The sequence below is a fragment of the Pseudomonas sp. MYb60 genome (assembly GCF_002979555.1).
Lineage (GTDB): Bacteria > Pseudomonadota > Gammaproteobacteria > Pseudomonadales > Pseudomonadaceae > Aquipseudomonas.
This window is the reverse complement of the sequence record NZ_PCOZ01000005.1, coordinates 92160-115096: the sequence shown is the minus strand read 5'-3', so window position 1 is coordinate 115096 and position 22937 is coordinate 92160. Positions and strand designations below refer to the sequence as shown.

Sequence of the window (22937 nt, the reverse complement as noted above, 5' to 3'; positions counted from 1 at the left end):
CTGCAAAATAAGATCGATCGGGTCAGTTGGATTTGCTGACGGTCACACCGGGTACTGCTGCGATAGGCGGCGTCAGTAGCGAAGCTTGTTTTGGCGAAGTCTTCGCAAAAAACACCAGGATCGCGGCGAATATCGATGTACCGGCCAAGCCGTACAAACCGCCTTGGATGGAGCCTGTGGTCTGTTCGAGAAAACCGAAAGTCGTGGGTGCTACGAAGCCGCCGAGGTTGCCGATCGAGTTGATCAGCGCGATGACAGCCGCTGCGATTCGAGCATCCAGGTAACCTTGCGGGATTGGCCAGAACAGAGACGATGCGGACTTGAAGCCAATGGCGGCGAAGCAGATGGCTACGAAAGCAAAGATTGGCCCGCCTGTAGTCGAAAGAAACATGCCTACTGCGGCGATCAACAGCGCGGTGGCAACCCAGGCTTGCTGGAACTTGAACTTCCCTGACAGCGCTGCGAAGGAGTACATGGCCAAGATGGAGATCAGCCATGGGATGGAATTGAAAAAGCCCACCTGCACGTCACTCAGGTCGCCCATCTTTTTGATAATGCTGGGCAGCCAGAAGGTTGCCGCGTAGATCGTCAACTGGATGCAGAAATAGAGCGCGCAGAACAGCAGGATTTGGCGATCTTTCAGCAGTTTCCCGATGGTGGGTTTTACAGTCGTCAGTGCTTCACGGTCACGCTGCTCCTGGTCAATGGCCTCCACAAGGGCATCCTGCTCTTCGCGATTGAGCCATTTAGCGTCATGGGGTTTGGAATCAAGCCAGAACCAGACGAAGAAACCCAGGAAAACAGAAGCCAGACCTTCGATGGCAAACATCCATTGCCAACCTTTGAAACCGAAGCCATCAATCTGCAACAGGGCGCCCGATAACGGGCCTGATATGAGCGACGCGATGGCTGAACCGCTCAGGAAAATGGCAATAGCCTTTCCGCGCTCGACACCTGGCAACCAGCGAGTGAAGTAGTAGATCACGCCAGGGAAGAAGCCTGCCTCGGCAACACCCAGCAGGAAGCGCAGGATGTAAAAATGGGTTTCGTTTTGAATAAACGCCATCATCGTGGCAACGATACCCCACGTGAACATGATGCGAGTCAGCCAAATGCGAGCGCCCACTTTTTGCAGCAACATATTGGAGGGGACTTCGAAGAGGGCGTAGCCGATGAAGAACAGGCCGGCACCCAATCCATAGGCAGCAGCACCAATGCCGAGGTCGTGTTCCATGTGCGTACGCACGAAGCCAATGTTGACTCGGTCGATGTAGTTGAGAATGAACATGATGACGAAAAGTGGGAGGACATGCCTCTTCACTTTGCCGATGGCGTTGGCCAGAACGGAATGCTCTTCCGGAACTGCAGGCGTATTGATTGAATTGGTCACAATCCAAATCTCCCACTGATTATTTTTATGCGGGTTTGGGTGTAATGCCGGCGGCTTGGCCGCCGGTTGTCGCGATTGAACTACTGAGCGCCAAGTTTTTTGATCAGGGCGTCCAGTTCTTCCATTTCCTTTGGCAGCAAGTCGGTCAGCGGTGCCCGGACTGGGCCGGCATCATGGCCTACCAGCTTCGCGCCAGCCTTGACGATGCTCACGCCATAACCTTCGCAGCGGTTGCGAATGTCCAGATACGGGAGGAAGAAATCGTCAATGATCTTGCCCACGGTTGCGTGATCTTCAGCGGCGATCGCGCGGTAGAAATCCATTGCGGTCTTCGGGATGAAGTTGAAGACGGCTGATGAGTACACGGGCACGCCCAGTGCTTTGTAAGCGGCTGCGTAAACCTCTGCGGTTGGCAAGCCGCCCAGATAGGTAAGACGCTCACCCAGTCGACGACGAATCGAGACCATGCTCTCAATGTCGCCAATGCCGTCCTTGAAGCCGATCAGGTTAGGGCAGCTGTCGGCAATTTTTTCCAGGCTGTCTGCGTTCAGGCGGCAAACATTGCGGTTGTAAACAACCACCCCGAAATCGACCGACTTGCAGACTTGCTGCACGTGGGCAACCAACCCTTCCTGGCTTGCTTCGGTCAGGTAATGAGGCAGCAGCAGCACACCTGCTGCGCCTTGACGCTCGGCTTCTTGAGCGTACGCAATGGCTTGGCGGGTTGAACCCCCGGTGCCGGCCAGAATCGGGACTTCGCCACGGCAGGTGTCGACCGCAACCTTGATGATTTCCGAATATTCACGTGCTTCGAGCGAGAAGAATTCACCCGTGCCACCCGCGGCGAACAGGGCACTGGCGCCATAGGGTGCGAGCCATTCAAGGCGTTTGGCATAGGTGTCTGCACGGAAGTCGCCGGCCGCGTCAAAGTCGGTCAACGGAAAAGACAAAAGGCCTTCAGAGAGGATCGACTTGAGTTCTTGAGGATTCATGTGATTCGCCTGCATCGCTGGTTTTTATTGAGATGTCATGGGGGAGGTGACTTGTTGATAGACATCATACAAGTGGTTTTTCGGGTTCGCAATGCTGCGCACAATGGTTTCTGTTCATAAGGAGGGCCGAATCGGCGCTAATATGGTTATTAAAAGCCTATTTATTGGGTGGGTTGTGCGGATTTCTTGTATTTACTGCCGTTTTAGGGTGTTGGGTGGTGAGGCCGAAATCATCTAAAATCATGAGAAAATCGTGTGTTGTCATACAAGATGAGCGGCTTAATGCGTTGGGATTCGCGCGTGCTTTTCGCCAGTCAATGTGCGGTGGGTGATAAGCTCTTGAAAGCGAAACTCCTGGACTCAAACTCATGCAAATTGATAGCGACGTACCCGTTCGAAGAAGATCCAACAATCTGGCCCAGGGGGTGGTTGAGGCGCTGACGCAGCGCATATTGCTGGGGCAACTCAAGCCGGGCGAAAAACTGCCTTCGGAATCCACCATCGTGCGTGAGCATGGCGTCAGTCGAACGGTCGTCAGGGAGGCTATCTCTAAGTTGCAGGCATCTGGGTTGGTGGAAACGCGCCACGGCATCGGGACGTTTGTGCTTGAGCGCCAGGCACCCCCTGGGCTTCGCCTTCACATGGACACCGTAACAAGTGTCAGAAACATGCTTGAGTTGCGTTTGGGCCTCGAAGTGCAAGCTGTTGCATTGGCCGCCGTTCGCAGGTCTGACGATCAACTGGCTCGCATGCGTCAGGTGCTAACCGACTATCAAGCGTCGCTGGCCAACAACGATAGTTGTGTCGATGAAGACAAGCGCTTCCATCAATTGATCGCTGAAGCTACCGGCAATACGTTTTTCACGGAGATCATGCAGCACTTGGGCAGTGCGATGATTCCGCGTACGCAAGTGAAGGTCGATGAGCGCGGCGGTGCCGATTTTTCTCAGCTTGGCCATTTGGCGAGTTTGGAGCATGAAGCGATTTTCAACGCGATCAACCGGCAAGACCCGGACGCTGCACGCGCAGCGATGGTGCTGCACTTGACCAACAGTCGAGACCGATTTTCGGGGAGTTGAGGGGCTGATCGTTCAGTCGTGAGGGCGGAGCCTCATCGCTTGCTTGCCTGAACTGATCTTTCTCTATTTGCAGTTAGCCTCAATCTTGTCTAAATGTGTTGGGGCTATGCACGTTATTGCGGCGTTGTCCCCTGCTTGTCGCGATGACGTTGCAGCGCCGAATGCCTGAAACTCAAGCGAGTTCATTCCAAGGAAGGATGAAGAGATGAAAGCGTTTTTTGCAGTGCTGATCGTAGGATTATTGGCTTGGAAACTTTCCCCTGATTTTCAGTCCTGGGTCGGCGCCACGTTGTCCCAGGCGAAGGCCTCCTTGCCAATCGGGGCCTCGCGAGCCGCTGCGCCGCCAGGCTTCAGGTGCGATGGGCGCAAGTACTGCTCGCAAATGACGTCCTGTGCCGAGGCCACGACCTTCCTGAACCATTGCCCGGGCATGCACATGGACGGAGACAATGATGGTGTGCCTTGCGAGCGGCAGTGGTGTGAATGACGGCCAGCGCGTAGCCCACGTCCATCCCTGAACGTGGGCCAGCCCGCCTTCGTTAGAAGTCGTACCGCGCCGTAAGCTTCATGTTGCGCGGATCGCCGTAGATGTCGTATGGGCGGTACGAGCCATCAGCGACGCTGGTGTAGTAGGTACGGTCGAACAGGTTGTTGACGTTCAACTGCAGGTCCAGGTGCTCGGTGGCTTTGTAGCCTGCCACCAGGCCGACCACGGTGTACGAGCCCTGCTGGTTCTTCCAGGCGGAGGTGCCGCTGCCGCCGGAGGTGCGGATGCGACTTTGCTGGTAGATGTCACCCCCTACGCGCCAGCGCTCGAAGCCGGGCAGGGTGTAGATAGTGGCCAGTTTGAACAGCTGGCGCGGTTTTTTGCGGTCAAAGTCCTCGCCCTCCAGGGAGGAATTGGCGTTTTTGACGTTTTTGGTCTGGGTGTAGGTGTAGCCGGCCGATAGTTGCAGGTTGTCGGTTACGGCGCCCTGGATTTCCAGGTCGATACCGCGGCTGCGCACCAGGCCAGAAGCTTCGTAGCAGTCACTGGCGGGGGTTGCCCCGCAACCTTTGTCATCCGTTATTTGGGCAAGGTTGGTCTGGTCGATCTGGAACACCGCCATGCTGGCGTTCAGCGCACCGTCGAAGTATTCGCCTTTGATACCTACTTCGTAGTTCTCACCGACGACAGGCTCGACCACTTTACCGCCCAGGCCTTTTTCACTCTGCGGCTTGAAGATGTCGGTGTAGCTGACGTAGACCGAGTGGTTGGCATCGAGGTCGTAGATCAGGCCGGCATAGCGGGTCAGGTTGCGGGTAACCTTGTAGCTGTTTTCGGTGTTTTCGCGGGACTCGTATTCGTACCAGTCCAGGCGTCCACCCAGGATCAGCGAGAGGGGCTCGGTCAGGCGCAGGCGGGTACTGGTATAGAAGCTGTCCTGCGTCGTGGTCTCTGGCAGGCCATTCGGACCCCGGGTGTAATTTGGCTTGTCATGATCGCGCGGGTCCCACTCGAACGGGTTGCTGCTCGGGCTCATAGGGCCTTCCCACAGTTTGCCGCTACGGTAATCCAGGTCGCGCCGGCTGACGCCCACGGTCAGGTCATGTTCCTGGCCGAGCAACTTGAAGGGGCCGCTGAGCGCCAGGTCGTAGCCCTTTTCCTTCTGCTCCGAGGCTTGCGTCCAGAGAGAGTTGCGGTCGTAGGCCCACACGGAAGAGGCCAGCACGTCGGTGGTGGTTTTCGCCTGCATGGCGGCCAGGCGCAGTGTCCAGTCGTTGGCCAGGCCCTGTTCAAGGGTGGCGAAATAGCCGGTGGTGCGGTTGTCCGAATATTCCCAGTCATGCCCCAGGTAGGTATCGCGTGGCAGCCCCAGGTGGCCGCCGCCGCGGGCCATCGGCAGGCCGCCCCAAATGTAGTTGGTGTAGCTCTTTTGGCGGTAGGCGCCGACGGTCAGGGTGGTGCTGTCGGTCAGGTCGGCGTCGACGACACCGTAGAACAGGTCGGCGTCGCTTTTGACCGAGTCGCGGAAGCTTTTGGAGTCCTGCTTCGAGATCACGGTGCGGGCGCGCAGGGTGCCGTTGTCGTTGAGCGGGCCGCCGACGTCGAGCGTGCTGCTGTAATCGTCCCAACTGCCGGCGCTGCCGGTGATCGACGCCTGGAACTTCTGGGTCGGGCGCTTGCGAATCAGGTTGATGGCGCCACCCGGGTTGCCGGCACCCTGGGCCAGCCCGGTGGCACCGCGAACGATCTCGACCCGGTCATACATGGCCAGGTTGGCTTCGCCGGTGGGTATGTAGCTCTGGAAACTGGTGGGGAAGCCATCGTACATGATGTTGTCGATGTCGAAGCCGCGTGCGCTGAACGTCGGACGCCCGGCACCGCCGGCGTTGTTCAGGAAAATGCCGGGGGTATTTTTGGCGACATCGCTGATGGTGGTCATGGCCTTGTCATCCATGCGCTTGCGCGTGACCACGCTTACCGACTGCGGCGTTTCACGCAGCGTCAGGGGCAACTTGGTGGCGGTCTGCATGGCGCCGGTGGTGTAGGAGCCGGTGTTCTCGGTGGTTTGCGTGAGGTTCTGGCCGGTAATGCTCGTAGCGCCGAGTTCCAGGCTAGTGCCTGCGGTTTGCCGCGTCAGCAAGTACAGGCCATTACCTTGCGGCGCCGCCTGCAGGCCGGTGCCTTGCAACAGTTGCTGCAGGCCGCCCTCTACACTGGTCGCCGCATTCAGGCCGGGGCTGCGCAGGCCTTCGACCAGGGCCGGTTCGATGGGCAGGGTGATGTCCGCTTGGCTGGCGAATTCGGAAAGGGAGTTGCTCAGGCTGCCGGCGGGCACATGGTAGGTGCGGTTTTGCTGCGCGCCGGCTTCGGCGGCCTGTAGTGATAGGGCCGTGAGGCTGCCGCCCGCGATGATCAGACCCAGAGCGGCCGCGTGTATTGCCCGCGCCAAAGGTTGCATGCCCAACTTCGTTGCCATGTGTACGTCCCTGCCCTGTGAAAATGATGTTGTTACAGGAGGGACACGCAACCCCGGGAAAACACGACAATGATTCTTATTAAGAGTTCGCGAGGGTCGTGACAGTCACCCAGTAGGGCGTACGGTAGTGAACGCTCACCGGCAGCGTCTGGCTGACAGCCCGCAGAATCTGGTCGGTATCGCGCAACTGAAAGGCACCGGAGATCAACAGCCCGGCCACGGCGGGATCGCAACGCAACAGGCCCGTTCGATAGCGCCCCAGCTCTGCGACGAAGTCATCGAGTCGCATCTTCTCCACGCGCAGCACGCCGCTGAGCCAGTCGAGACGGTTGCGCGCCAGTGCCATGGCCGGCTCCGCCGCCTCAGACGTGACCCGGGTCTGCTGGCCGGCCGCCAGCCGCAACAGGCCGTCATCACCGCGAGACAGGCGCGGGCGCACTTCGGCAATGCCATCCAGGGCGGCAAGGTAAGTGCTGTGGGGGTATTGCCGCACCATGAAGCGGCTGCCGAGCAGGGTGATCCGGGCCTCGGCGGTATCGACGATAAACGGTCGCCGGGTTCTCTCGCGAGGCACCTCGACGAACATCTCGCCAGCGATCAGGCGGACGCGCCGCACGTTGTCATCGTAGGCGATATCGATGGCGCTGCCGGTGTTCAGGCGAATCTGGCCGCCGTCGGGCAGTTGCAGCGTCCGTTGCTCGCCCAGGGCGGTGCGTTGATCGGCCTGCCACTCGCGCCATGGCAAGCCCCGGTAGGCGGCGACGCCCAAGGGCGCGGCGACGATCAGCAGGGCAAGGGTCTTGAGGGTCTGGCGTCGGTCCAGGCTGCGCGGGCGATCGAGCGCTGCTCTGCCGGCACCGCCGCCAAGCTGCTGGGTGCGATTGCTGAAGCGCTCGGCCAGTTGCCATGCGCGTTCGTGATCGGCGTGGCGTGCGCGCCATTCGGCGCCGGCAGCGTGTTCGGCGGCGCCGGCACTGCTGTTTTGCAAACGCACGAACCAGCCGGCGGCTTCCCGGGCGATGCGCCGGTCGATGGGGGCTTCAGTCATGCAGTGCGCCCTGGCACGCGAGCATGATGCATTCTTCGAACGCGCGCGCCAGGTAGCGTTGCACTGAACGCACGCTGATATTGAGGCGGCTGGCGATCTCTTCCTGGGTGTAACCCTCCAGCTGCGCCATCAGGAACGCTTGCCGGTTTTTGTCCGGCAACAGCGCCAATACCTGGTCGATTTCGTCGAGGGCCTCGAGCACCAGTGCCTGGTGTTCCAGCGACGGTGCCAACGCTTCCGGCGTTTGCGCCAGCGCCTCCAGGTAGGCCTGCTCCAGCGAGCGGCGGCGATAAAGGTTGATGCTCAAGCGGTTGGCGATAGTGGCCAGGTAGGCGCGTGGCGAAGTGAAGTCCAGCGGTTCTCCTGGCGCGGTGCTGAGCAGCCGCACGAACGTGTCCTGGGCCAGGTCCGCCGCATCGGCGGCATTGCCCAGGCGTTTGCGCAGCCAGCCCTGCAGCCAGCCGTGGTGATGGCCGTAGAGCTGATCGATGGACTGATGGCGGTTTGCCGATGGGGTAGGCTGCACAGGAGTTCGTAGATATGAATGAGAATTCGTCGCATTCTATCAGTGTGGATTCAGGTTAGTACACGTAAAAGGTGTGCGTCTCGCTGAATAGTCTCGGGTTACTGGCGTTTTGATGTCGTGCTTGAGTGCAACTGCCAGCTCGTGGGGATGCGGAGCCAGGGCAAAAAGAAGCGGCCGCTCCAAACGGCGCTGTTTCAAGACGCTGCAGGCAATACCTCCCGTCGCCGCATAAGCAGCTGAATGTGAAAGCCGTGACTCATCGATCAGCAGAAAAGCTGAGCCACCGAAAGCAGGCAAATAAACTGGACCACTATTTGCGCTCGAATCGGATGTTTCATTGCCGTCATCCTCGTTGCAGCGGGCAGAAAGAGTGCCGTTAGCGACTTCAAGCGTCGCAATCCCCCGCAACACACGCCGCTGCTCACATCAGTATAGGCACTGGAACGATTTCTTCACGGCGCCCCCTGTTCAAGGGGACCAAAGGCGTGTTTTGCAATAATCTGCCCAGCTCCGTTGCACTTTTTCTGATTTACCCTATCTATCACTGTCGCAGCCACGCCGATTCCACGCGTGGGCAGAACAACCAGATCGGGTGCCGATGGACCGCACGTTACCGCTATTCAACACGCGACAGATGCCCTGGCCATGGCTGCTAGGGGCGATGTTCATGCTCTGTGCCAGTGGCTGCACACAGCAGCAGGGCCGGGACATTGCCAAGCAGTTCAGCAACGGCAAACCCGATGAATTCTTTCAGACCAGCGTGGATCGCATGGCCACGCTGGGCATGCAGGACAACCTGCAAAGCCTGTACCTGCTGATGAACAAACTCTATCTGCGCAACCCCAGCCAGTGGCGCCAGTCGGGGGCGCCCGACGCGGTCACCGCCGCGCGGCAGATCCGCCAGGCCATCGAGCAGCGCCAGGCACTGCCTGCCCTCGGCGAGCGGCGCGACCTGGCGGCGCTGAGTTATTCCTTGAGCCCGGAGTTTCAGGGGGACCGAGTGGGGGCGTTCATCTACGCCATCGGCAGTATGCTGGTGACCGCCCACGGTGGGCGTACCCAGTTCTACATGACTGACGCGATCAACCCGCAGTTCGTCAGCAATGCCGCGCGTAACATCGAGAAAGCCACCTGGTTGCTCAGCAAGCGCCAGGATGCCAATGGCGTACTGCTGTTGTTTTCCAACGAGATTTCGGAGGAGGGCAGCAACCTCAGTTTTGCGGTGGAGTTCGGCAAGATCGTGGCGCGTCTCGACCTGCTGACCCAGATGCTCGATGAACGCTATCGCCGTATCGGCCTCAATTACGCGCAAAGCCTGTTGCTGATGAATTTCCTGCCGGTGCAATAAACACGGCGATCATCACCATACGATTGCCCGTGTCGTCACCCTGTAGGCAAGGCCGCACACGCCCATTTCGGGGGTTTCGGTGCGCAATTTCGGTTTTCTTTGTAGGACGCGGCCGATCTTGCGCTCCTATGCTTGAAACGTCCTCTGACCGGCAATAGCCTCGGATTTTTCCGAAATGACGAGGCCTTCACCTTGGGTATGCGAAAAACGGTTTGGCCCACTGATCGCGAAATACGCCTGCGCTTTATTCTTTTTGCCGTGATCGACGCTGCGAGTGTGCAAGGCGTTGCGGCCGACCTGTTGCTGGCGGCACACAAACTGCTGCGAGACTCACCGACAGAATCGCAACTGCTCGCTGCGCTCGGCGACATTCTTGCCACTCAAGAGATGTCTGGGTTCCGGCTGTCGCCAGGGTCGGAAGCCGATGACCTGATGCGCACATTGGACCTGCCTTGCGCCTAGATTCATCCTTCCTTTCAATCTGTCTCGCGCCTCCTGCGTGAGGTTGCCACTTAGCCGTCCGCCGTGCAGTCGATCCACGGCGGCTGGTCTTGCCATCATTTCCTGCAACCAAGCATCCCAAAAACGACGCGATACGTTTCTATAACCGACGTGTCGTTTTTACATCGCTGCGATACAAGCCAATGATTTCAAAAGAAAAAATATTATATCAATTGTGTTTTTTAAGAATTCTATATGTATACAGAGAAAATACATCCTATTGACCGGCACTTTTGACCATGCGAGTCTGGATTCGACTTCCCGCTGGCCAGGCCGGATTTTTTCACGCTGTACCCCTTGTTGTCGCTTTGCACCAGCCTCTGCAGTGGGAGGCTCGAAATATAACTACAACGTAGATCGAGGCACGCCATGAAGACATTTTGGAAGACCGTTTGTGCGGTTGCGTTAGTGGGTATGGTGATTCTCCCGGTCCAGGCCGAAGAAAAAACCATCACCGTCGGCACCATGTCCTGGGAAGACTTGACCCCCATCACCGGCATTACCAGGAAAGTGTTGGAGAACGCCGGTTACACCGTAAAAGTGGTGGAATTCTCTGAAATCGGTATTGCGTATGCCGCGTTGACCAAAGGCGATGTGCAAGTGCTGGCGTCGCAGACCGATTACGCCACTCAGGATTACTGGAACAAGAACAAGAACCGCCTGGAGAAACTGTCCCCGGTGTCCTATGGCTTGTACCAGGCCATTGCCGTTCCCAAATACGTCGATATTGATTCGCTGGAACAACTCAACGACAACGCCGACAAGTTTGGCGGCAAGATCATCGGCATCGAGCCCGGCTCAGGCCTGATGAGCGACGCCAACAAAGCCGTGAAGGATTACGGGTTCAAGCTGCAATTGCTTGAAGGCAGTACCGCTGCCATGACCGCCGCGCTCAAGTCCGCCGTCGACCGCAAAGAGTGGGTGGCCGTGACGATCTGGGAACCGTCGTGGATGGCCCAGAAATTCGATCTCAAATTCCTCAAGGACCCAAAAGGCTCCTTCGCCCCGCCGCAAGCCTACTACTGGATCGGCCATAAAGGCTTCACCGCCGACTACCCTCACGCCCGCGAAGTCATCGCCAGCGTCTATGTGCCATTGGCCGATATCACCGCCATCAACGGTGTGGTCAAGGACGGCAAGACCATGGACCAGGCCGTTGCCGACTGGACGGCCAACCACGCTGACCTGATGAAGCGCTGGGCCAATATCAAACAATAAACATCGCTCTTTCATTGCCACTGCCGGGTACAGACAACGCGTTCTGATCAATTAGAAAAACCAGTCGAACTGGTTCATAGGCTCAAACATGACAACGGTCAAAATAGACACTAACGAAGTGCTGGTAGATTGCCAGTCAGTCTGGAAAATCTTCGGTCAGAATGCCAAGGCGGCGATGGAAGCGGTGGTCCGGCAGGGTCTTGGCAAAACCCAGGTCCTGCAGGATTACAGCTGCGTGGTCGGGGTGTCGGATGTGAGCCTGCAGGTTCGCCGCGGTGAAATCTTTTGCATCATGGGTTTGTCCGGCAGTGGCAAATCAACCTTGATCAGGCTGCTCAACAAATTGATCACCCCCAGCGCCGGCAAGGTGCTGGTCAAGGGCAAGGACTTGTCTACCCTGTCGCCCGCGCAACTACGGGACGTGCGGGCCAAACACATCGGCATGGTGTTTCAGAGCGTGGCGTTGTTACCCAACCGCACCGTGCTGGAAAACACGGCCTTCGGCCTGGAAGTGCAGGGCGTCGGCAAGGCCGAGCGCTATAAAGTGGCGGAGCGTGCATTGGCCAAGGTCGGCCTGACCGACTGGGCCGCGCGCTATCCCGGCGAGCTGTCTGGCGGCATGCAACAGCGCGTGGGGCTGGCACGGGCACTCACGGCCGACCCTGAAATTATCCTGATGGACGAACCGTTCAGCGCGCTCGACCCGCTGATCCGTCGTCAATTGCAGGACGAATTTCGCCAGCTCACCAAAGAGCTGGGCAAGTCCGCCGTGTTCATCACCCACGACCTGGAAGAAGCGATCCGCATCGGTGATCGCATCGCCATCATGAAGGATGGCGTGATTATCCAGGTCGGCACCGCGGAAGACATCGTGTTGAATCCGGCTGATGACTATGTGGCCGAATTCGTCGCGGGTATCTCGCGCTTGCATCTGGTCAAGGCCCACTCGGTCATGACTCCGGTCGCGGTCTATGCCCAGGCCTTCCCGCTGTGTGATTTCACCCGTCTCACCCAAACGTCCCCCGACACGGACATCGACGCCCTGATCGGCCTGACCATGGGCAACGACCTTGAACCGCTGGCGGTGGTTGAACACGGCGCAGTCGTCGGCATCATCACGCCCAAGGACCTGCTGCGCGGCGTGCAAGGCATCCCCAACGCGGCCCACGCCGTGGCGCCGGTGCTGGAGACCTCGCCATGAGCACTCCGGACTTCTCGGTACAGTTCGACGCTGCCGTGGATTCTGGCCTGATGTGGCTGCAGGACAACGGCGAGTTCTTCTTCGACGCGGCCAACACCGGGTTGACGTCAGTGTTCAAGGGCGTGCAGTGGTGCATTGCATCACCGCCGTTCTACGTGATTGCCATCCTTATCGGCCTGTTGGGCTGGCGCATGGTGGGCGCGCGCTTCGCCGTGCTGTCGGCGTTGGCCTTGCTGATGTGCCACTTCATCGGCCTGTGGCCGGAGACCGTCAGCACCCTGGCGCTGGTGCTCACCGCCACGTTGCTGGCCCTGCTGGTGGCGGTGCCGTTGGGCGTGTTGGCGGGTCTCACGCCAGCGCTCGACCGCGTGGTTGAGCCATGCCTGGACCTGGTGCAAACCCTGCCGCCCTACATTTACCTGCTGCCGGCGATTGCCTTGCTGGGCTACGGCCCGGCCACCGCGCTGCTGGCCACTTTCATTGTGGCCGTGCCGCCGGCGCTGCGCCTCACGTCCCTGGGCATCCGCATGACGCCCAAGGAATTCGTCGAGCTTGGGGATGCCAGCGGCGTCACCGGCTTGCAGATGTTCTTCAAGATCCGTCTGCCATTCGCCATGCCAAGCATCATGGCGGGAGTGAACCAGAGCCTGATGATGGCCTTCGGCATGGTGGTCATCGCCGGCATCGTCGGCTCCGGCGGCCTGGGCGAATCGATCTACGGTGCAGTGCGCACGCTGGATATCGCCAAGTCGATCAACGCGGCACTGGCCATCGTCATCCTCACCATGATCCTCGACCGCCTCGCGCAAACCGCCGCGCAGTCGCGCAAGGGAGCAAGCTAATGAACCTGACCGACTTCCGTTTTTCCCCAGGCGCGTTCCTGGCGCCAGCGATCGACTGGCTCAACGCCAACTTCCACGGCCTGTTCGTGGTGATCAGCAAGGTCATCGGGGCTGTCCTCGGTGCCATCGAAACCGCGTTGCTCGCGCCGCACGCCTACGTATTGATCGCCGTCGTGGTGCTGCTGGCCTGGGTCCTGGCCACCTGGCGCGTGGCGTTGTTTGCCGGCCTGATGTTGGCGTTCTGCCTGTTCGCCGGGCTGTGGGTGGCGTCGATGCAAACCATCGCGCTGGTCTCGGTGGCGGTGCTGATCTCGGTCAGCGTGGCATTCCCGCTGGGGATCCTGGCGGCACGGGTCAAGCGGGTGGACGCGGCGTTGCTGCCGATCCTCAACATCATGCAGACCGTGCCACCGTGGGTATACCTGATTCCGGCGGTGATGCTGTTCAGCCTGGGTCGCGTGCCAGCGATCATTGCCACCATCGTATACGGCATCCCGCCGATGCTGCGTCTCACCACGCTGGCGTTCAAGCAACTGCCCAAGGACTTGCTGGAACTGGGCCAGGCCATGGGGGCTTCGCCACGTCACATCCTGTTCAAGATCGAGTTGCCGACCGCCGCGCCGACGCTGCTGGTGGGGCTGAACCAATGCATCCTGTTGTCCCTGGCCATGGTGGTGCTCGCCGGGCTGGTAGGGGCTGGGGGCCTGGGTGCGGAAGTCACGCGCGGGCTGACCCGCATGGAAATGGGCCTCGGCCTGCGCGCCGGCCTGGCGATCGTGGCGGTTGCGCTGTTGCTCGATCGATTGTCACGCGGCGCCTTGCAGCGCCAGGCACGGCGCATTTGACGTGGTAGAACGACGTCAATTCAGCGGTGCGATGCAAGGCAAGAACCTGCGCTACCTCAATGATCACCATGGCCAGGAGGTGCGCAGGGCGCGGGCGGGGTTTGTGCTGCTGGAGCATTTTTCGCTGCCGGCCTTCACCCAGGCACTCGACACCATTGTCACCGCCAACCTGCTGCGTGCGGACCTGTTCGCCACCCGGACCTTTGGCCTGGCCACGGATGAGATCACCAGTGACCTTGGCCTGGTGATCCGCCCGGACGAACGCCTGTCCCTTGAGGCCGTGTGCGCGCTGGACCTGCTGGTGATCTGCGGCGGCTACCGCACGCCGCTGCGCTACAACGACGAACTGGCGCTGCTGCTCAGTGCGGCGGCGGAGCAGGGCGTGGCGCTGGCGGGGGTGTGGAACGGTGCCTGGTTCCTGGGGCGCTCGGGGTTGCTGGACGGTTATCGCTGTGCGATTCACCCGGAACACCGGCCCGCGCTGGCCGAGATTGCGCGGCTCAGCCATGTCACCAGCGAGGCCTACGTGGTGGACCGTAATCGTCTGACGGCGTCGAGTCCTACCGGCACCTTCTACATGGCACTGGAGTGGATCCGCAGCCTGCACGGTAAGAGCCTGACCGATGGCATTGAAGACATCCTCGCGTTCGAGGCGTCGCGCTTTCGACGGGTCAAGCCAATGCTGAACGTGTCGGTCAGCGGGCCGTTGCGCGAGGTCATCAACCTGATGGACGTCAACCTTGAAGAACCGCTGCAAATGCACGACCTGTGCCTGTACGCCGGGCGTTCGAGGCGACAGATCGAGCGGCTGTTCAAGGAGCAACTCGGCACCTCGCCGCAACGCTACTACATGGACCTGCGCATCACCGAAGCGCGGCGGTTGTTGCAACACACCTCACTGACCATCGTCGAGGTGTCAGTGGCCTGCGGCTTCGTCTCGCCGAGTCATTTCAGCAAGTGCTACAGCGCCTATTTCGGGCACCGTCCGTCCAAGGAAATCCGCTTGGTCAAATAGCTGCAACGCCCGTGGGCATAGGGCTATCACTGATGTTTTTGCTCTGTATATTAATTGTAGACAATAAGAATATTGTTGTTTTATAGTGCGAATACAGGTAGTAGACCGTGTTCACTTACTACTAGGAAGGTTTCACGATGGCTACCAAAGAACTCAATTCCCAGGCGCCTGCCGAGCCCACGCTCGATCGCAAGGCTGTATTGGGTGAGGCGCTGCGGCGTCGCATCCTCAGCATGGAGCTGGCCCCGGGCGCTGTGGTGGATGAGTTGGCATTGTGTGATGAGTTCGGTTTGTCGCGCCCACCTGTGCGCGAACTGATGCGGCAGATGGCGGCGGAAGGGTACATCGACCTCGAAGCCAACCGCGCTGCTCGGGTCTCGGCCATGAGTTACCAGTCGCTGCGCAGTTTTTTCCTGGCGGCGCCGTTGATTTACATCGCTACGACGCAGTTGGCCTGCTCACACGCAACGCCTGCAGAGATCGTGGAGTTGAAGCGGATCCAGGTGCTGTTCCGCAGTGCAATCGTCGAAAAGGATGTCGAGAAGCGGGTGTTGTACAACGACGAGTTTCACCTGCAGATCGGCAAGATGGCGCACAACGCCTACCTGATGCCGAGCTTGCAGCGCTTGCTGATCGACCATGCCCGTCTGGGCAAGATCTTCTACCGCCATCCGACCACGGTCGATATGCAGGAAGACCTGGAAGTGGCCGCCCAGCAGCATGACGACATGATCAGCGCAATTGAACACCACGATCCGGTCTTGGCCGGGGAAATCGTGAGGGCCCATCTCGAACTGTCCCGTCGGCGGATGTCCGAGTACGCGGCGCCCGAAGGCCTGGAAGTGGCACTGACCTACTGATCCGTTACTGACGGCCAGTGTGAGAGGTGCTGCGAAAGGGCTGCTTTTAGAACTAACAACTATAAAAGAACCCAGGTCGCGAACATGGCACTAATCAGAAACACACCGGCAGATGATTCCACCTGTGGCTGGTTTCATCTCAGCCCTGCGCGTGTGGCGCGAGCGCCTCATAGCGGTACCCGCACGGCACGCTGGGCAGTCGTGGGGGCAGGGTTTACCGGCCTCGCGGCGGCACGCCAGTTGGCGCTGAATTTTCCGGATGACGAGATTGTGCTGATCGAAGCGCAGGAAGTGGGCTACGGCGCTTCCGGACGCAACGCCGGCTTCGCCATCGACCTGCCGCACGACATTGGCGCCGAGGACTACATCGGCGACATCGCCACTGCCAGGATCAGCATGGAGCTCAACCTCGCCGGGCAATCCATGCTCCGCGCCCTGGTCGAGCAACACGGCATCGACTGCCAGTGGCGCGATTGCGGCAAGTACCAGGCCGCCATCGAAACCCGTGGCATTGCGGTACTCGACGCCTATCGCCGCGGCCTCGACAAGCTCGGCCAGGCCTACCAGGTGATCGAGGCCAACGAGCTGCCAAACCACATCGGCACCGACTTCTACCGCAAGGCACTGTTCACCCCCGGCACCGCGCTGGTGCAACCGGCGGCGCTGGTCAAGGGCCTGGCAGACACGCTGCCGTCCAATGTGACCCTGTACGAAAACACCCCGATTACCGAAGTGGAGTACGGCGACAAAACCGTGCTGATCCACAAGGGCGGGCGCATCATCGCCGACAAACTGGTGCTGACCAACAACGCGTTCGCCATGAGCTTTGGCTTCCTCAAGAGCCGCATGTTGCCGATCTTCACCTACGCCAGCCTGACCCGGCCGCTGACCGAAGAAGAACAGGCACGCCTGGGCGGTAATCCGTATTGGGGCGTGATCCCCGCCGACCCGTTCGGCACCACCTTGCGGCGCACCGTCGACAACCGCCTGCTGGTGCGCAACAGCTTCAGCTACAACGCTGACGGGCGCAGCAACCCCAAATACCTGCAGCGCTTCGTGAAGCGCCACAAAGAGTCTTTCGACCGGCGCTTTCCGCTGCACCGCGAGGTCAATTTCGACTACACCTGGGGCGGCTCCCTCAGCCTGTCGCGCAACCACATGGCGCACTTCGGCGAGCTGGCCAAAAACGTCTACGGCGCCCTGTGCTGCAACGGCCTGGGCGTTACCCGCGGCACCGTCACGGGGACCTTGCTGGCCGAGTGGCTGGCGGGCAAAAGCAATCACCTGGTGGACTTCCTGCTGACGTCCCCGGGCCCGAGCAGAAACCCACCGGAGCCGCTGTTGTCAGCGGGTGTAAACATGAACTTGCTATGGGGACAAAGTCGCGCCGGCCAGGAAAGCTGATTCGCACCACCTTCAATAAGTAATACCGAACTTAATCTATCGATTGGCAAACAGCAGGCGTATTCGCGACTGCGGTTTCTGATTGAGACGGCTTTCATTCGCCCGGATTTCAAGTGTGCGTTGTACCCGGCGAATGAACGAAGCGAAGTAGGAGATAATAATGACAAGTCCGAATGCCTCAGTTGAGGATGTACCGCTCAATAACTTTCACCGCTTGCTCACGGCCCGTTCGGGCGGTGGTTCATTCGTCGATGGTTATGTATTGAGCATTATTGGCATCGCGATGATGCAAGTGACTGGCGCACTTGAACTGACTGAGTTCTGGCAGGGCCTTATTGCAGCCTCTGCCTTGATCGGCGTGTTCTTCGGCGGTTTTATCGGCGGTTGGTTGACCGATAAGCTGGGGCGCAAGAAAGTCTATTTCATTGGCCCTTCGTTATTCATTGTGTGTTCCCTCGCGCAGTTCTGGGTGGAGTCCGCCTGGGCGTTGTTCCTGTTCCGTTTCATCATTGGCCTGGCCGTGGGGATTGAATACCCGGTGGCCACGTCGTTGTTGGTGGAGTTCTTGCCGAAGAAACAACGTGGCCCACGCCTTGCGGCGCTGACCATCCTGTGGTTCGCCGGCGCAGCGTTCGCCTACGTGGTCGGCAACGCCATCATCAACACCGGTGCCGATGACGCCTGGCGCTATGCCCTGGCCAGTGCCGCGGTGATTGGGCTGGTGCTGTTCGTGCTGCGCATGGGCACCCCGGAGTCCGCACGCTGGTTGCTGAGCAAAGGCCGTGACGCTGAAGCCGACGCGGTGATCAAGGGTGTGTACGGGCCGCACTACTCGCTGCGCGACCTGCCGGAGCAACCGGACGAACGCAAGATGACCTTCCGCGACCTGCTGCGTTCGGGCTACGGCAAGCGCCTGTTCTTTGTCTCGGTGTTCTGGTCCTGCTCGATCATCCCGGTGTTCGCCGTGTACGCCTTCGCCCCCAAGGTGCTGCAAGCCCTTAACCTGAAAGGCGAGTGGGCCTCCTACGGCTCGATGTTCATCACCTTGCTGTTCGTGGTCGGCTGCGTCCTCGCCACCCGCCTGATCAACACCATCGGCCGGCGCAGCATGCTGATCCACAGCTTCCTGTGGTCGGGCCTGGCATTGCTGCTACTGGCGGCCTTCTCCAACAGCCACGAACTGCTGGTGCTGTGCCTGTTTGGTGCCTACGCCGTGTTCATCGGTGGCGCCCAGGTGTTGCAACTGGTGTACCCGAACGAACTGTTCCCCACTGAAATCCGTGCCTTCGCCGTCGGCATCGGCACCTCGCTGTCGCGCGTCGGCGCCGCCGTGGGCACGTACCTGGTGCCGCTGTCGCTGACCTCCATCGGCATCGGCAACACCATGTACGTCGCGGCCGGCGTGACCTTCATCGGCCTGGCGGCCGCCTGGGCCATGGCCCCGGAAACACGATCACTGAACTTGCGGGACGCAGCGGCGCTGAGCAGCTGAGCGGAATAACCATAACCTTTACTGTTGGAGAGACACTCATGAAGTTCGAAGGCATCTACACCCCGGCAATCACCCCGTTGACCGCTACCGGCCAGATCGACAACGCAGCCTTCGCAGAAGTGCTGGAATACCTGATCGAGTCCAAGGTACACGGCATCATCATCGGCGGTTCCACCGGCGAGTACTACGCCCATACCGCCCAGGAGCGCATTGAGCTGGCCGCCCACGCCAAGGAAGTCATCGGCAACCGTGTGGCCCTGATCGTCGGCACCGGTGCCATCCGCACCGAAGACTCGGTGGAATACGCCAAGGCCGCGCGTGCCATCAAGGCCGACGCGATCCTGGTCGGTTCGCCGCCGTACGCGCTGCCGACCGAAGAAGAAAACGCCATCCACGCCCTGACCGTGGACAAGGCCGCCGACCTGCCGATCATGCTCTACAACTACCCGGGCCGCATGAGCGTGAGCATGGGCGACGACTACTTCAAGGCCGTCTCCGCCTCCAGGAACGTCGTGGCCATCAAGGAAAGCTCGGGGGACATGGGCCAGGTGCATCGCCTGGCGACCCAATTCCCGAACATCGCGCTGTCCTGCGGCTGGGACGACCAGGCCCTGGAATTCTTCGCCTGGGGCGCCCGCAGCTGGGTGTGTGCCGGTTCCAACTTCGTACCGCGTGAACACGTAGCCTTGTACGAAGCCTGCGTGATCGAAAAAGACTTCGACAAGGGCCGCAAGATCATGAGCGCGTTCATGCCGCTCATGGACTTCCTCGAAGGCGGCAAGTTCGTGCAAGCGATCAAGGCCGGCTGCGCCTTCAACGGCCTGCGCACCGGTGGCGTGCGTGCACCGCTGCAAGCGCTGACCGAGAGCGAAAACCAGGCCCTGCAAACGGTGATCACCGACCTCAAACGTGACGTTGCGCACATCGTCGGAGGTGCATGATGACTCACCTTCTGAGTGCTGCCGAATACGCCGCGATTGCCAAGGACATCCAGTTTCCGACCCAGTCCTTCATCAATGGTGCGTTGCACACCTCGGCGTCGGGCCAGACCTTCGCCACCACCAACCCGGCCACCGGCGAGCTGCTGGCGCACATCACCGCATGCAACAGCGTCGATGTGGACTATGCCGTGGCGTCGGCCAAGCAGGCGTTCGATGACGGCCGCTGGCACAAACTGAGCCCTGGAACCCGCAAGAAAGTGCTGCTGCGCTTCGCCGACCTGCTGGAACAACACTCCCACGAACTGTCCGTGCTCGAAAGCCTGGACAGCGGCAAGCCGGTGCGTGAGTGCCAACTGACCGACGTGCCGGAAACCATCCACATGATCCGCTGGCACGCCGAGCTGATCGACAAGATCTACGACAACACCGCGCCAGTGGGCCACGACGCCCTGACCCTGGTGGTGCGCGAAGCCATCGGCGTGGTCGGCCTGGTGCTGCCGTGGAACTTCCCGCTGCTGATGCTGGCGTGGAAAATTGCGCCGTCCCTGGCGGCCGGTTGCTCCATCGTCGTCAAGCCGGCCAAGGAAACCACCCTGACCGCGCTGCGCGTGGCTGAGCTGGCGTCCCAGGCCGGGATTCCGGACGGGGTGTTCAACGTGGTCTCCGGTGGCGGGCGTGAAGTCGGCGAGCCGCTGGGCCGCCACATGGACGTCACCATGGTCAGCTTCACCGGCTCGACCGACACCGGCCGCTTGTTCCTGCAATACGCGGCGGAGTCCAACCTCAAGCGCATCGTGCTGGAGCTGGGCGGCAAAAACCCGGCGGTGGTGATGAACGATGTCGCCGACCTCGACCTGGTGGCCGGGCATATCGTCAACGGTTCGTTCTGGAACATGGGCGAGAACTGCTCGGCCTCGTCGCGCCTGATCGTGCACGCCGACATCAAGGATGAACTGCTCAAGCGCATCGGCGTGCAGCTGCAGGACTGGAAGATGGGCAGCCCGCTGGACCCGGACAACCGCCTGGGTTCGATGGTCAGCAAGGCGCACTTCGACAAGGTCAGCTCGTACCTGGTGAACGCCGACGAAGGCAACCAACGCGTGGTGTTCGGTGGCAAGACTGAAGACGGCATCTACGTGCAGCCGACCGTGGTCGACGGCGTGACGGCCGACAGCCTGCTGTTCAAGGAAGAAATCTTCGGCCCGGTGCTGACCGTGACCACGTTCACCACCCTGGAACAAGCCGTCAGCCTGGCCAACGACACCATCTACGGCCTGGCCGCTTCGGTGTACACCGACAACCTGCGCAACGCCATCAAGCTGTCCCGCGAGATCCGTGCCGGTATCGTCACCGTCAACTGCTTCGGCGAGGGCGATGCGTCCACGCCATTCGGCGGCTACAAGCAGTCCGGTTTCGGTGGGCGTGACAAGTCCATCTGGGCCCACGACCAGTACACCGAGATCAAGACCATCTGGATCGACACCTCAGAAGGTTAAAAAACCAGGCGCTCCTCTACAAGGCTCCACGCAAGCGGCGAGGGGAGCGCCTTCCTTTCAACCGGGTCAACAATAAGAAAGCCACGGCCCAGCTCGTCCTCTCGAAGTCCTTTCATGACTGCTTATCGAACTGCCCTTACCTCTGCCCATGTCACCGCAATACTGTTTGGCCTCACCGGAATTTTTGGTGCGCTGATTCACGCCAGCGCCAGTGTGATCACCTTCGGCCGTGCGGCGTTTGCCATGCTGGCCTTGGCAGTGTTCGCGCTTCTACAGGGGCGCGCGTTGCTGCGCGGCCTGAACCGCAAGAAACTCTGTGTCTACATCCTCTCGGGGCTGATGCTGGCCGCGCACTGGGTCACGTTTTTCATTGCGATCAAAGTCGGTGGAGTCGCCGTCGCCACCCTCGGCTTTGCCAGTTTCCCCGCCTTCATCACCTTGCTCGACATGGCGGTATTCCGCGACCGGCCGCACCTGGCCGAATCGCTGTTGCTGTCGTTGATCACCCTGGGTCTGGTATTGGTGACGCCGTCGTTCGAGCTGGCCAACCAGGGCACCGTCGGGCTGCTCTGGGGGATTGCCTCGGGGTTGTCGTTTGCCTTGCTGGCGATGACCAACCGCCGCGCCACCGATGGCCGCAACGGCGTGCAGGTGGTGTTCTGGCAAAACGCGACCGTGGCGGTGGTAATGGCACCTTTCGCGGTGTTTGACCTGGTGGAACTGGGGGCGGTGGACTGGCTCAACCTGGCAATCCTCGGTGTGCTCTGCACGGCGGTGTCCCAGGCGCTGTTCGTCAAGAGTCTCAAGGGCCTGAATGCGCGCAGTGCGGGCATGATCATTTCCCTGGAACCGGTGTATGCGATCGCGTGTGCCTGGTGGCTGTTCCATGAGGCGCCGTCCTACCGGATGTTGGCGGGCGCGGCGCTGATCGTGCTGGCCATCCTGCTCTCGGCCCAGGGCAAGGGCCATGGTCCGCAACCCGCTTCGGGCTGACGCGGTTTTTTTGGCGGCTGGTTAGATCGATTATTTCCTTCTGATTGGTCGCCAGGCCCCATTCGAATATCCATGGCGCCGGTTTCCTTCTTGAAATGGACGGGAAGGGCGCTATCGCGACGAAAGGCCTGTTATCGCATCCAAGCCTGCTGTTTTGATCGACCAAGCGTGCTCCCGAGCATCCAGGGCGGCTGCTTTGTCGTCGTCTTGCGTCACTGCCGGGCGTCTCTAGAATCGGCGCCAGAACTAAGCCATTTCCTGTCGATTACGGAGTTTCGAACATGATGAATGCAATGCAGATGCCGATGAACACCGCCATGCCAATGATGCCGATGATGGGCATGCCGATGATGATGGCCACCATGACGTGCAACATGGCCGGCGACGGCATGATGTGCACCCTGAAGCCAGCTGCTGGCATGGACATGGCTCAGTTCAAGATGAGCGCCGACATGATGGCGATGATGCTCAAGTGCGGCATGCCGATGATGATGCAGTGCGCGAACCTGTCGATGATGGGCATGTCGGCCGAAGCCATGAAAATGATGACCGACATGAACATGCCGAAGATGGCCATGGGCATGCCGATGATGTGCATGATGGAATGCACGATGATGGGCGATAGCATGATGTGCAAAATCATGCCGGCGGCAGGCATGAGCATGTCCATGATGGACAACTGCTGTGCGCTGATGAACAAGATGATGAGCGACTGCGCCATGCCGATGATGATGAGCTGCAACGGCATGCCGATGATGTGCTGCACCTGCTGACAGGCCGCAC

Annotated in this window: 21 protein-coding genes; 16 read left to right on the top strand and 5 right to left on the bottom strand. The window is 60.1% G+C overall.

The genetic code is table 11. From position 1 onward, the window contains the following. Window positions 1–22: 22 nt before the first annotated feature. Together CQ041_RS10315 and kdgD are read right to left on the bottom strand one after the other, a co-directional pair. On the bottom strand, window positions 23–1390 hold the full coding sequence (locus CQ041_RS10315; RefSeq protein ID WP_105522827.1) for an MFS transporter: 1368 nt from the start codon (window positions 1388–1390) through the stop codon (window positions 23–25). An 80-nt stretch (window positions 1391–1470) separates the two neighbouring features. Continuing rightward, complete coding sequence (gene kdgD / locus CQ041_RS10310; RefSeq protein ID WP_105522828.1) at window positions 1471–2382, bottom strand: 5-dehydro-4-deoxyglucarate dehydratase; 912 nt, start codon at window positions 2380–2382, stop codon at window positions 1471–1473. Window positions 2383–2750: 368 nt separating this feature from the next. On the opposite strand from kdgD, the gene CQ041_RS10305 reads away from it, so the two are divergent. After that, window positions 2751–3461 (top strand): FadR/GntR family transcriptional regulator, encoded by a 711-nt coding sequence (locus tag CQ041_RS10305; protein WP_105522829.1) that lies wholly within the window; start codon window positions 2751–2753, stop codon window positions 3459–3461. A gap of 205 nt (window positions 3462–3666) precedes the next feature. After that, a complete protein-coding gene (locus CQ041_RS10300; RefSeq protein ID WP_105522830.1) occupies window positions 3667–3948 on the top strand; it encodes an excalibur calcium-binding domain-containing protein in 282 nt (93 codons plus the stop codon). A gap of 52 nt (window positions 3949–4000) precedes the next feature. Here the strand turns inward: CQ041_RS10300 and CQ041_RS10295 are convergent, their stop codons facing one another. The 3 genes from CQ041_RS10295 to CQ041_RS10285 all read right to left on the bottom strand — a co-directional run bounded on the left by CQ041_RS10295 (window position 4001) and on the right by CQ041_RS10285 (window position 7998). Continuing rightward, window positions 4001–6424, bottom strand: coding sequence for a TonB-dependent siderophore receptor (locus tag CQ041_RS10295; RefSeq protein ID WP_177429380.1), 2424 nt, complete (start codon window positions 6422–6424; stop codon window positions 4001–4003). Window positions 6425–6503: 79 nt separating this feature from the next. Further along, window positions 6504–7472: a FecR domain-containing protein gene (locus tag CQ041_RS10290; protein WP_105522832.1), complete on the bottom strand. Its 969-nt coding sequence runs from the start codon at window positions 7470–7472 to the stop codon at window positions 6504–6506. Then, on the bottom strand, window positions 7465–7998 hold the full coding sequence (locus CQ041_RS10285; protein ID WP_105522833.1) for a sigma-70 family RNA polymerase sigma factor: 534 nt from the start codon (window positions 7996–7998) through the stop codon (window positions 7465–7467). Before CQ041_RS10285 ends, CQ041_RS10290 begins: the two co-directional genes overlap by 8 nt. A gap of 598 nt (window positions 7999–8596) precedes the next feature. Here CQ041_RS10285 and CQ041_RS10280 point away from each other — a divergent pair. From CQ041_RS10280 to CQ041_RS10215, 14 genes are all read left to right on the top strand, one after another. Then, the gene (locus tag CQ041_RS10280; protein ID WP_105522834.1) at window positions 8597–9346 is read left to right on the top strand and encodes a hypothetical protein; all 750 of its coding nucleotides are present in this window, start codon (window positions 8597–8599) and stop codon (window positions 9344–9346) included. Between the two features lie 192 nt (window positions 9347–9538). Further along, complete coding sequence (locus CQ041_RS10275; RefSeq protein WP_105522932.1) at window positions 9539–9808, top strand: hypothetical protein; 270 nt, start codon at window positions 9539–9541, stop codon at window positions 9806–9808. A gap of 408 nt (window positions 9809–10216) precedes the next feature. After that, window positions 10217–11065, top strand: coding sequence for a glycine betaine ABC transporter substrate-binding protein (locus CQ041_RS10270; RefSeq protein ID WP_105522835.1), 849 nt, complete (start codon window positions 10217–10219; stop codon window positions 11063–11065). 88 nt (window positions 11066–11153) lie between these two features. Beyond that, window positions 11154–12266, top strand: a complete 1113-nt coding sequence (locus tag CQ041_RS10265; RefSeq protein WP_105522836.1) for a glycine betaine/L-proline ABC transporter ATP-binding protein — start codon at window positions 11154–11156, stop codon at window positions 12264–12266. Continuing rightward, window positions 12263–13108 carry a proline/glycine betaine ABC transporter permease gene (locus CQ041_RS10260; RefSeq protein ID WP_105522837.1) on the top strand — a complete coding sequence of 282 codons (846 nt, stop codon included), beginning with the start codon at window positions 12263–12265 and terminating at the stop codon, window positions 13106–13108. Before CQ041_RS10265 ends, CQ041_RS10260 begins: the two co-directional genes overlap by 4 nt. After that, window positions 13108–13953, top strand: a complete 846-nt coding sequence (locus CQ041_RS10255) for a proline/glycine betaine ABC transporter permease (protein WP_105522838.1) — start codon at window positions 13108–13110, stop codon at window positions 13951–13953. Before CQ041_RS10260 ends, CQ041_RS10255 begins: the two co-directional genes overlap by 1 nt. Before the next feature lies 1 nt (window position 13954). Further along, complete coding sequence (locus CQ041_RS10250) at window positions 13955–14968, top strand: GlxA family transcriptional regulator (protein ID WP_177429379.1); 1014 nt, start codon at window positions 13955–13957, stop codon at window positions 14966–14968. Window positions 14969–15105: 137 nt separating this feature from the next. Next, window positions 15106–15828: a GntR family transcriptional regulator gene (locus CQ041_RS10245; RefSeq protein WP_105522839.1), complete on the top strand. Its 723-nt coding sequence runs from the start codon at window positions 15106–15108 to the stop codon at window positions 15826–15828. 84 nt (window positions 15829–15912) lie between these two features. Further along, window positions 15913–17232: an FAD-binding oxidoreductase gene (locus CQ041_RS10240; protein ID WP_105522840.1), complete on the top strand. Its 1320-nt coding sequence runs from the start codon at window positions 15913–15915 to the stop codon at window positions 17230–17232. A 160-nt stretch (window positions 17233–17392) separates the two neighbouring features. Further along, window positions 17393–18724: an MFS transporter gene (locus CQ041_RS10235; RefSeq protein ID WP_105522841.1), complete on the top strand. Its 1332-nt coding sequence runs from the start codon at window positions 17393–17395 to the stop codon at window positions 18722–18724. Between the two features lie 38 nt (window positions 18725–18762). Then, window positions 18763–19665, top strand: coding sequence for a dihydrodipicolinate synthase family protein (locus CQ041_RS10230; RefSeq protein ID WP_105522842.1), 903 nt, complete (start codon window positions 18763–18765; stop codon window positions 19663–19665). Beyond that, window positions 19665–21161 carry an aldehyde dehydrogenase gene (locus CQ041_RS10225; protein WP_105522843.1) on the top strand — a complete coding sequence of 499 codons (1497 nt, stop codon included), beginning with the start codon at window positions 19665–19667 and terminating at the stop codon, window positions 21159–21161. Before CQ041_RS10230 ends, CQ041_RS10225 begins: the two co-directional genes overlap by 1 nt. Before the next feature lie 114 nt (window positions 21162–21275). Next, window positions 21276–22154, top strand: a complete 879-nt coding sequence (locus tag CQ041_RS10220; RefSeq protein WP_105522844.1) for a DMT family transporter — start codon at window positions 21276–21278, stop codon at window positions 22152–22154. A gap of 281 nt (window positions 22155–22435) precedes the next feature. Next, window positions 22436–22927 carry a hypothetical protein gene (locus tag CQ041_RS10215; protein WP_163001880.1) on the top strand — a complete coding sequence of 164 codons (492 nt, stop codon included), beginning with the start codon at window positions 22436–22438 and terminating at the stop codon, window positions 22925–22927. Window positions 22928–22937 lie beyond the last annotated feature (10 nt).

Coding starts and splice junctions, on each gene's coding strand:
- CQ041_RS10225 (WP_105522843.1), top strand. CDS start 19,665: ATGACTCACCTTCTGAGTGCTGCCGAATACGCCGCGATTGCCAAGGAC.
- CQ041_RS10240 (WP_105522840.1), top strand. CDS start 15,913: ATGGCACTAATCAGAAACACACCGGCAGATGATTCCACCTGTGGCTGG.
- CQ041_RS10305 (WP_105522829.1), top strand. CDS start 2,751: ATGCAAATTGATAGCGACGTACCCGTTCGAAGAAGATCCAACAATCTG.
- CQ041_RS10290 (WP_105522832.1), bottom strand. CDS start 7,472: ATGACTGAAGCCCCCATCGACCGGCGCATCGCCCGGGAAGCCGCCGGC.
- CQ041_RS10295 (WP_177429380.1), bottom strand. CDS start 6,424: ATGGCAACGAAGTTGGGCATGCAACCTTTGGCGCGGGCAATACACGCG.
- CQ041_RS10270 (WP_105522835.1), top strand. CDS start 10,217: ATGAAGACATTTTGGAAGACCGTTTGTGCGGTTGCGTTAGTGGGTATG.
- CQ041_RS10255 (WP_105522838.1), top strand. CDS start 13,108: ATGAACCTGACCGACTTCCGTTTTTCCCCAGGCGCGTTCCTGGCGCCA.
- CQ041_RS10280 (WP_105522834.1), top strand. CDS start 8,597: ATGGACCGCACGTTACCGCTATTCAACACGCGACAGATGCCCTGGCCA.
- CQ041_RS10220 (WP_105522844.1), top strand. CDS start 21,276: ATGACTGCTTATCGAACTGCCCTTACCTCTGCCCATGTCACCGCAATA.
- CQ041_RS10260 (WP_105522837.1), top strand. CDS start 12,263: ATGAGCACTCCGGACTTCTCGGTACAGTTCGACGCTGCCGTGGATTCT.
- CQ041_RS10235 (WP_105522841.1), top strand. CDS start 17,393: ATGACAAGTCCGAATGCCTCAGTTGAGGATGTACCGCTCAATAACTTT.
- CQ041_RS10300 (WP_105522830.1), top strand. CDS start 3,667: ATGAAAGCGTTTTTTGCAGTGCTGATCGTAGGATTATTGGCTTGGAAA.
- CQ041_RS10245 (WP_105522839.1), top strand. CDS start 15,106: ATGGCTACCAAAGAACTCAATTCCCAGGCGCCTGCCGAGCCCACGCTC.
- kdgD (WP_105522828.1), bottom strand. CDS start 2,382: ATGAATCCTCAAGAACTCAAGTCGATCCTCTCTGAAGGCCTTTTGTCT.
- CQ041_RS10230 (WP_105522842.1), top strand. CDS start 18,763: ATGAAGTTCGAAGGCATCTACACCCCGGCAATCACCCCGTTGACCGCT.
- CQ041_RS10215 (WP_163001880.1), top strand. CDS start 22,436: ATGATGAATGCAATGCAGATGCCGATGAACACCGCCATGCCAATGATG.
- CQ041_RS10265 (WP_105522836.1), top strand. CDS start 11,154: ATGACAACGGTCAAAATAGACACTAACGAAGTGCTGGTAGATTGCCAG.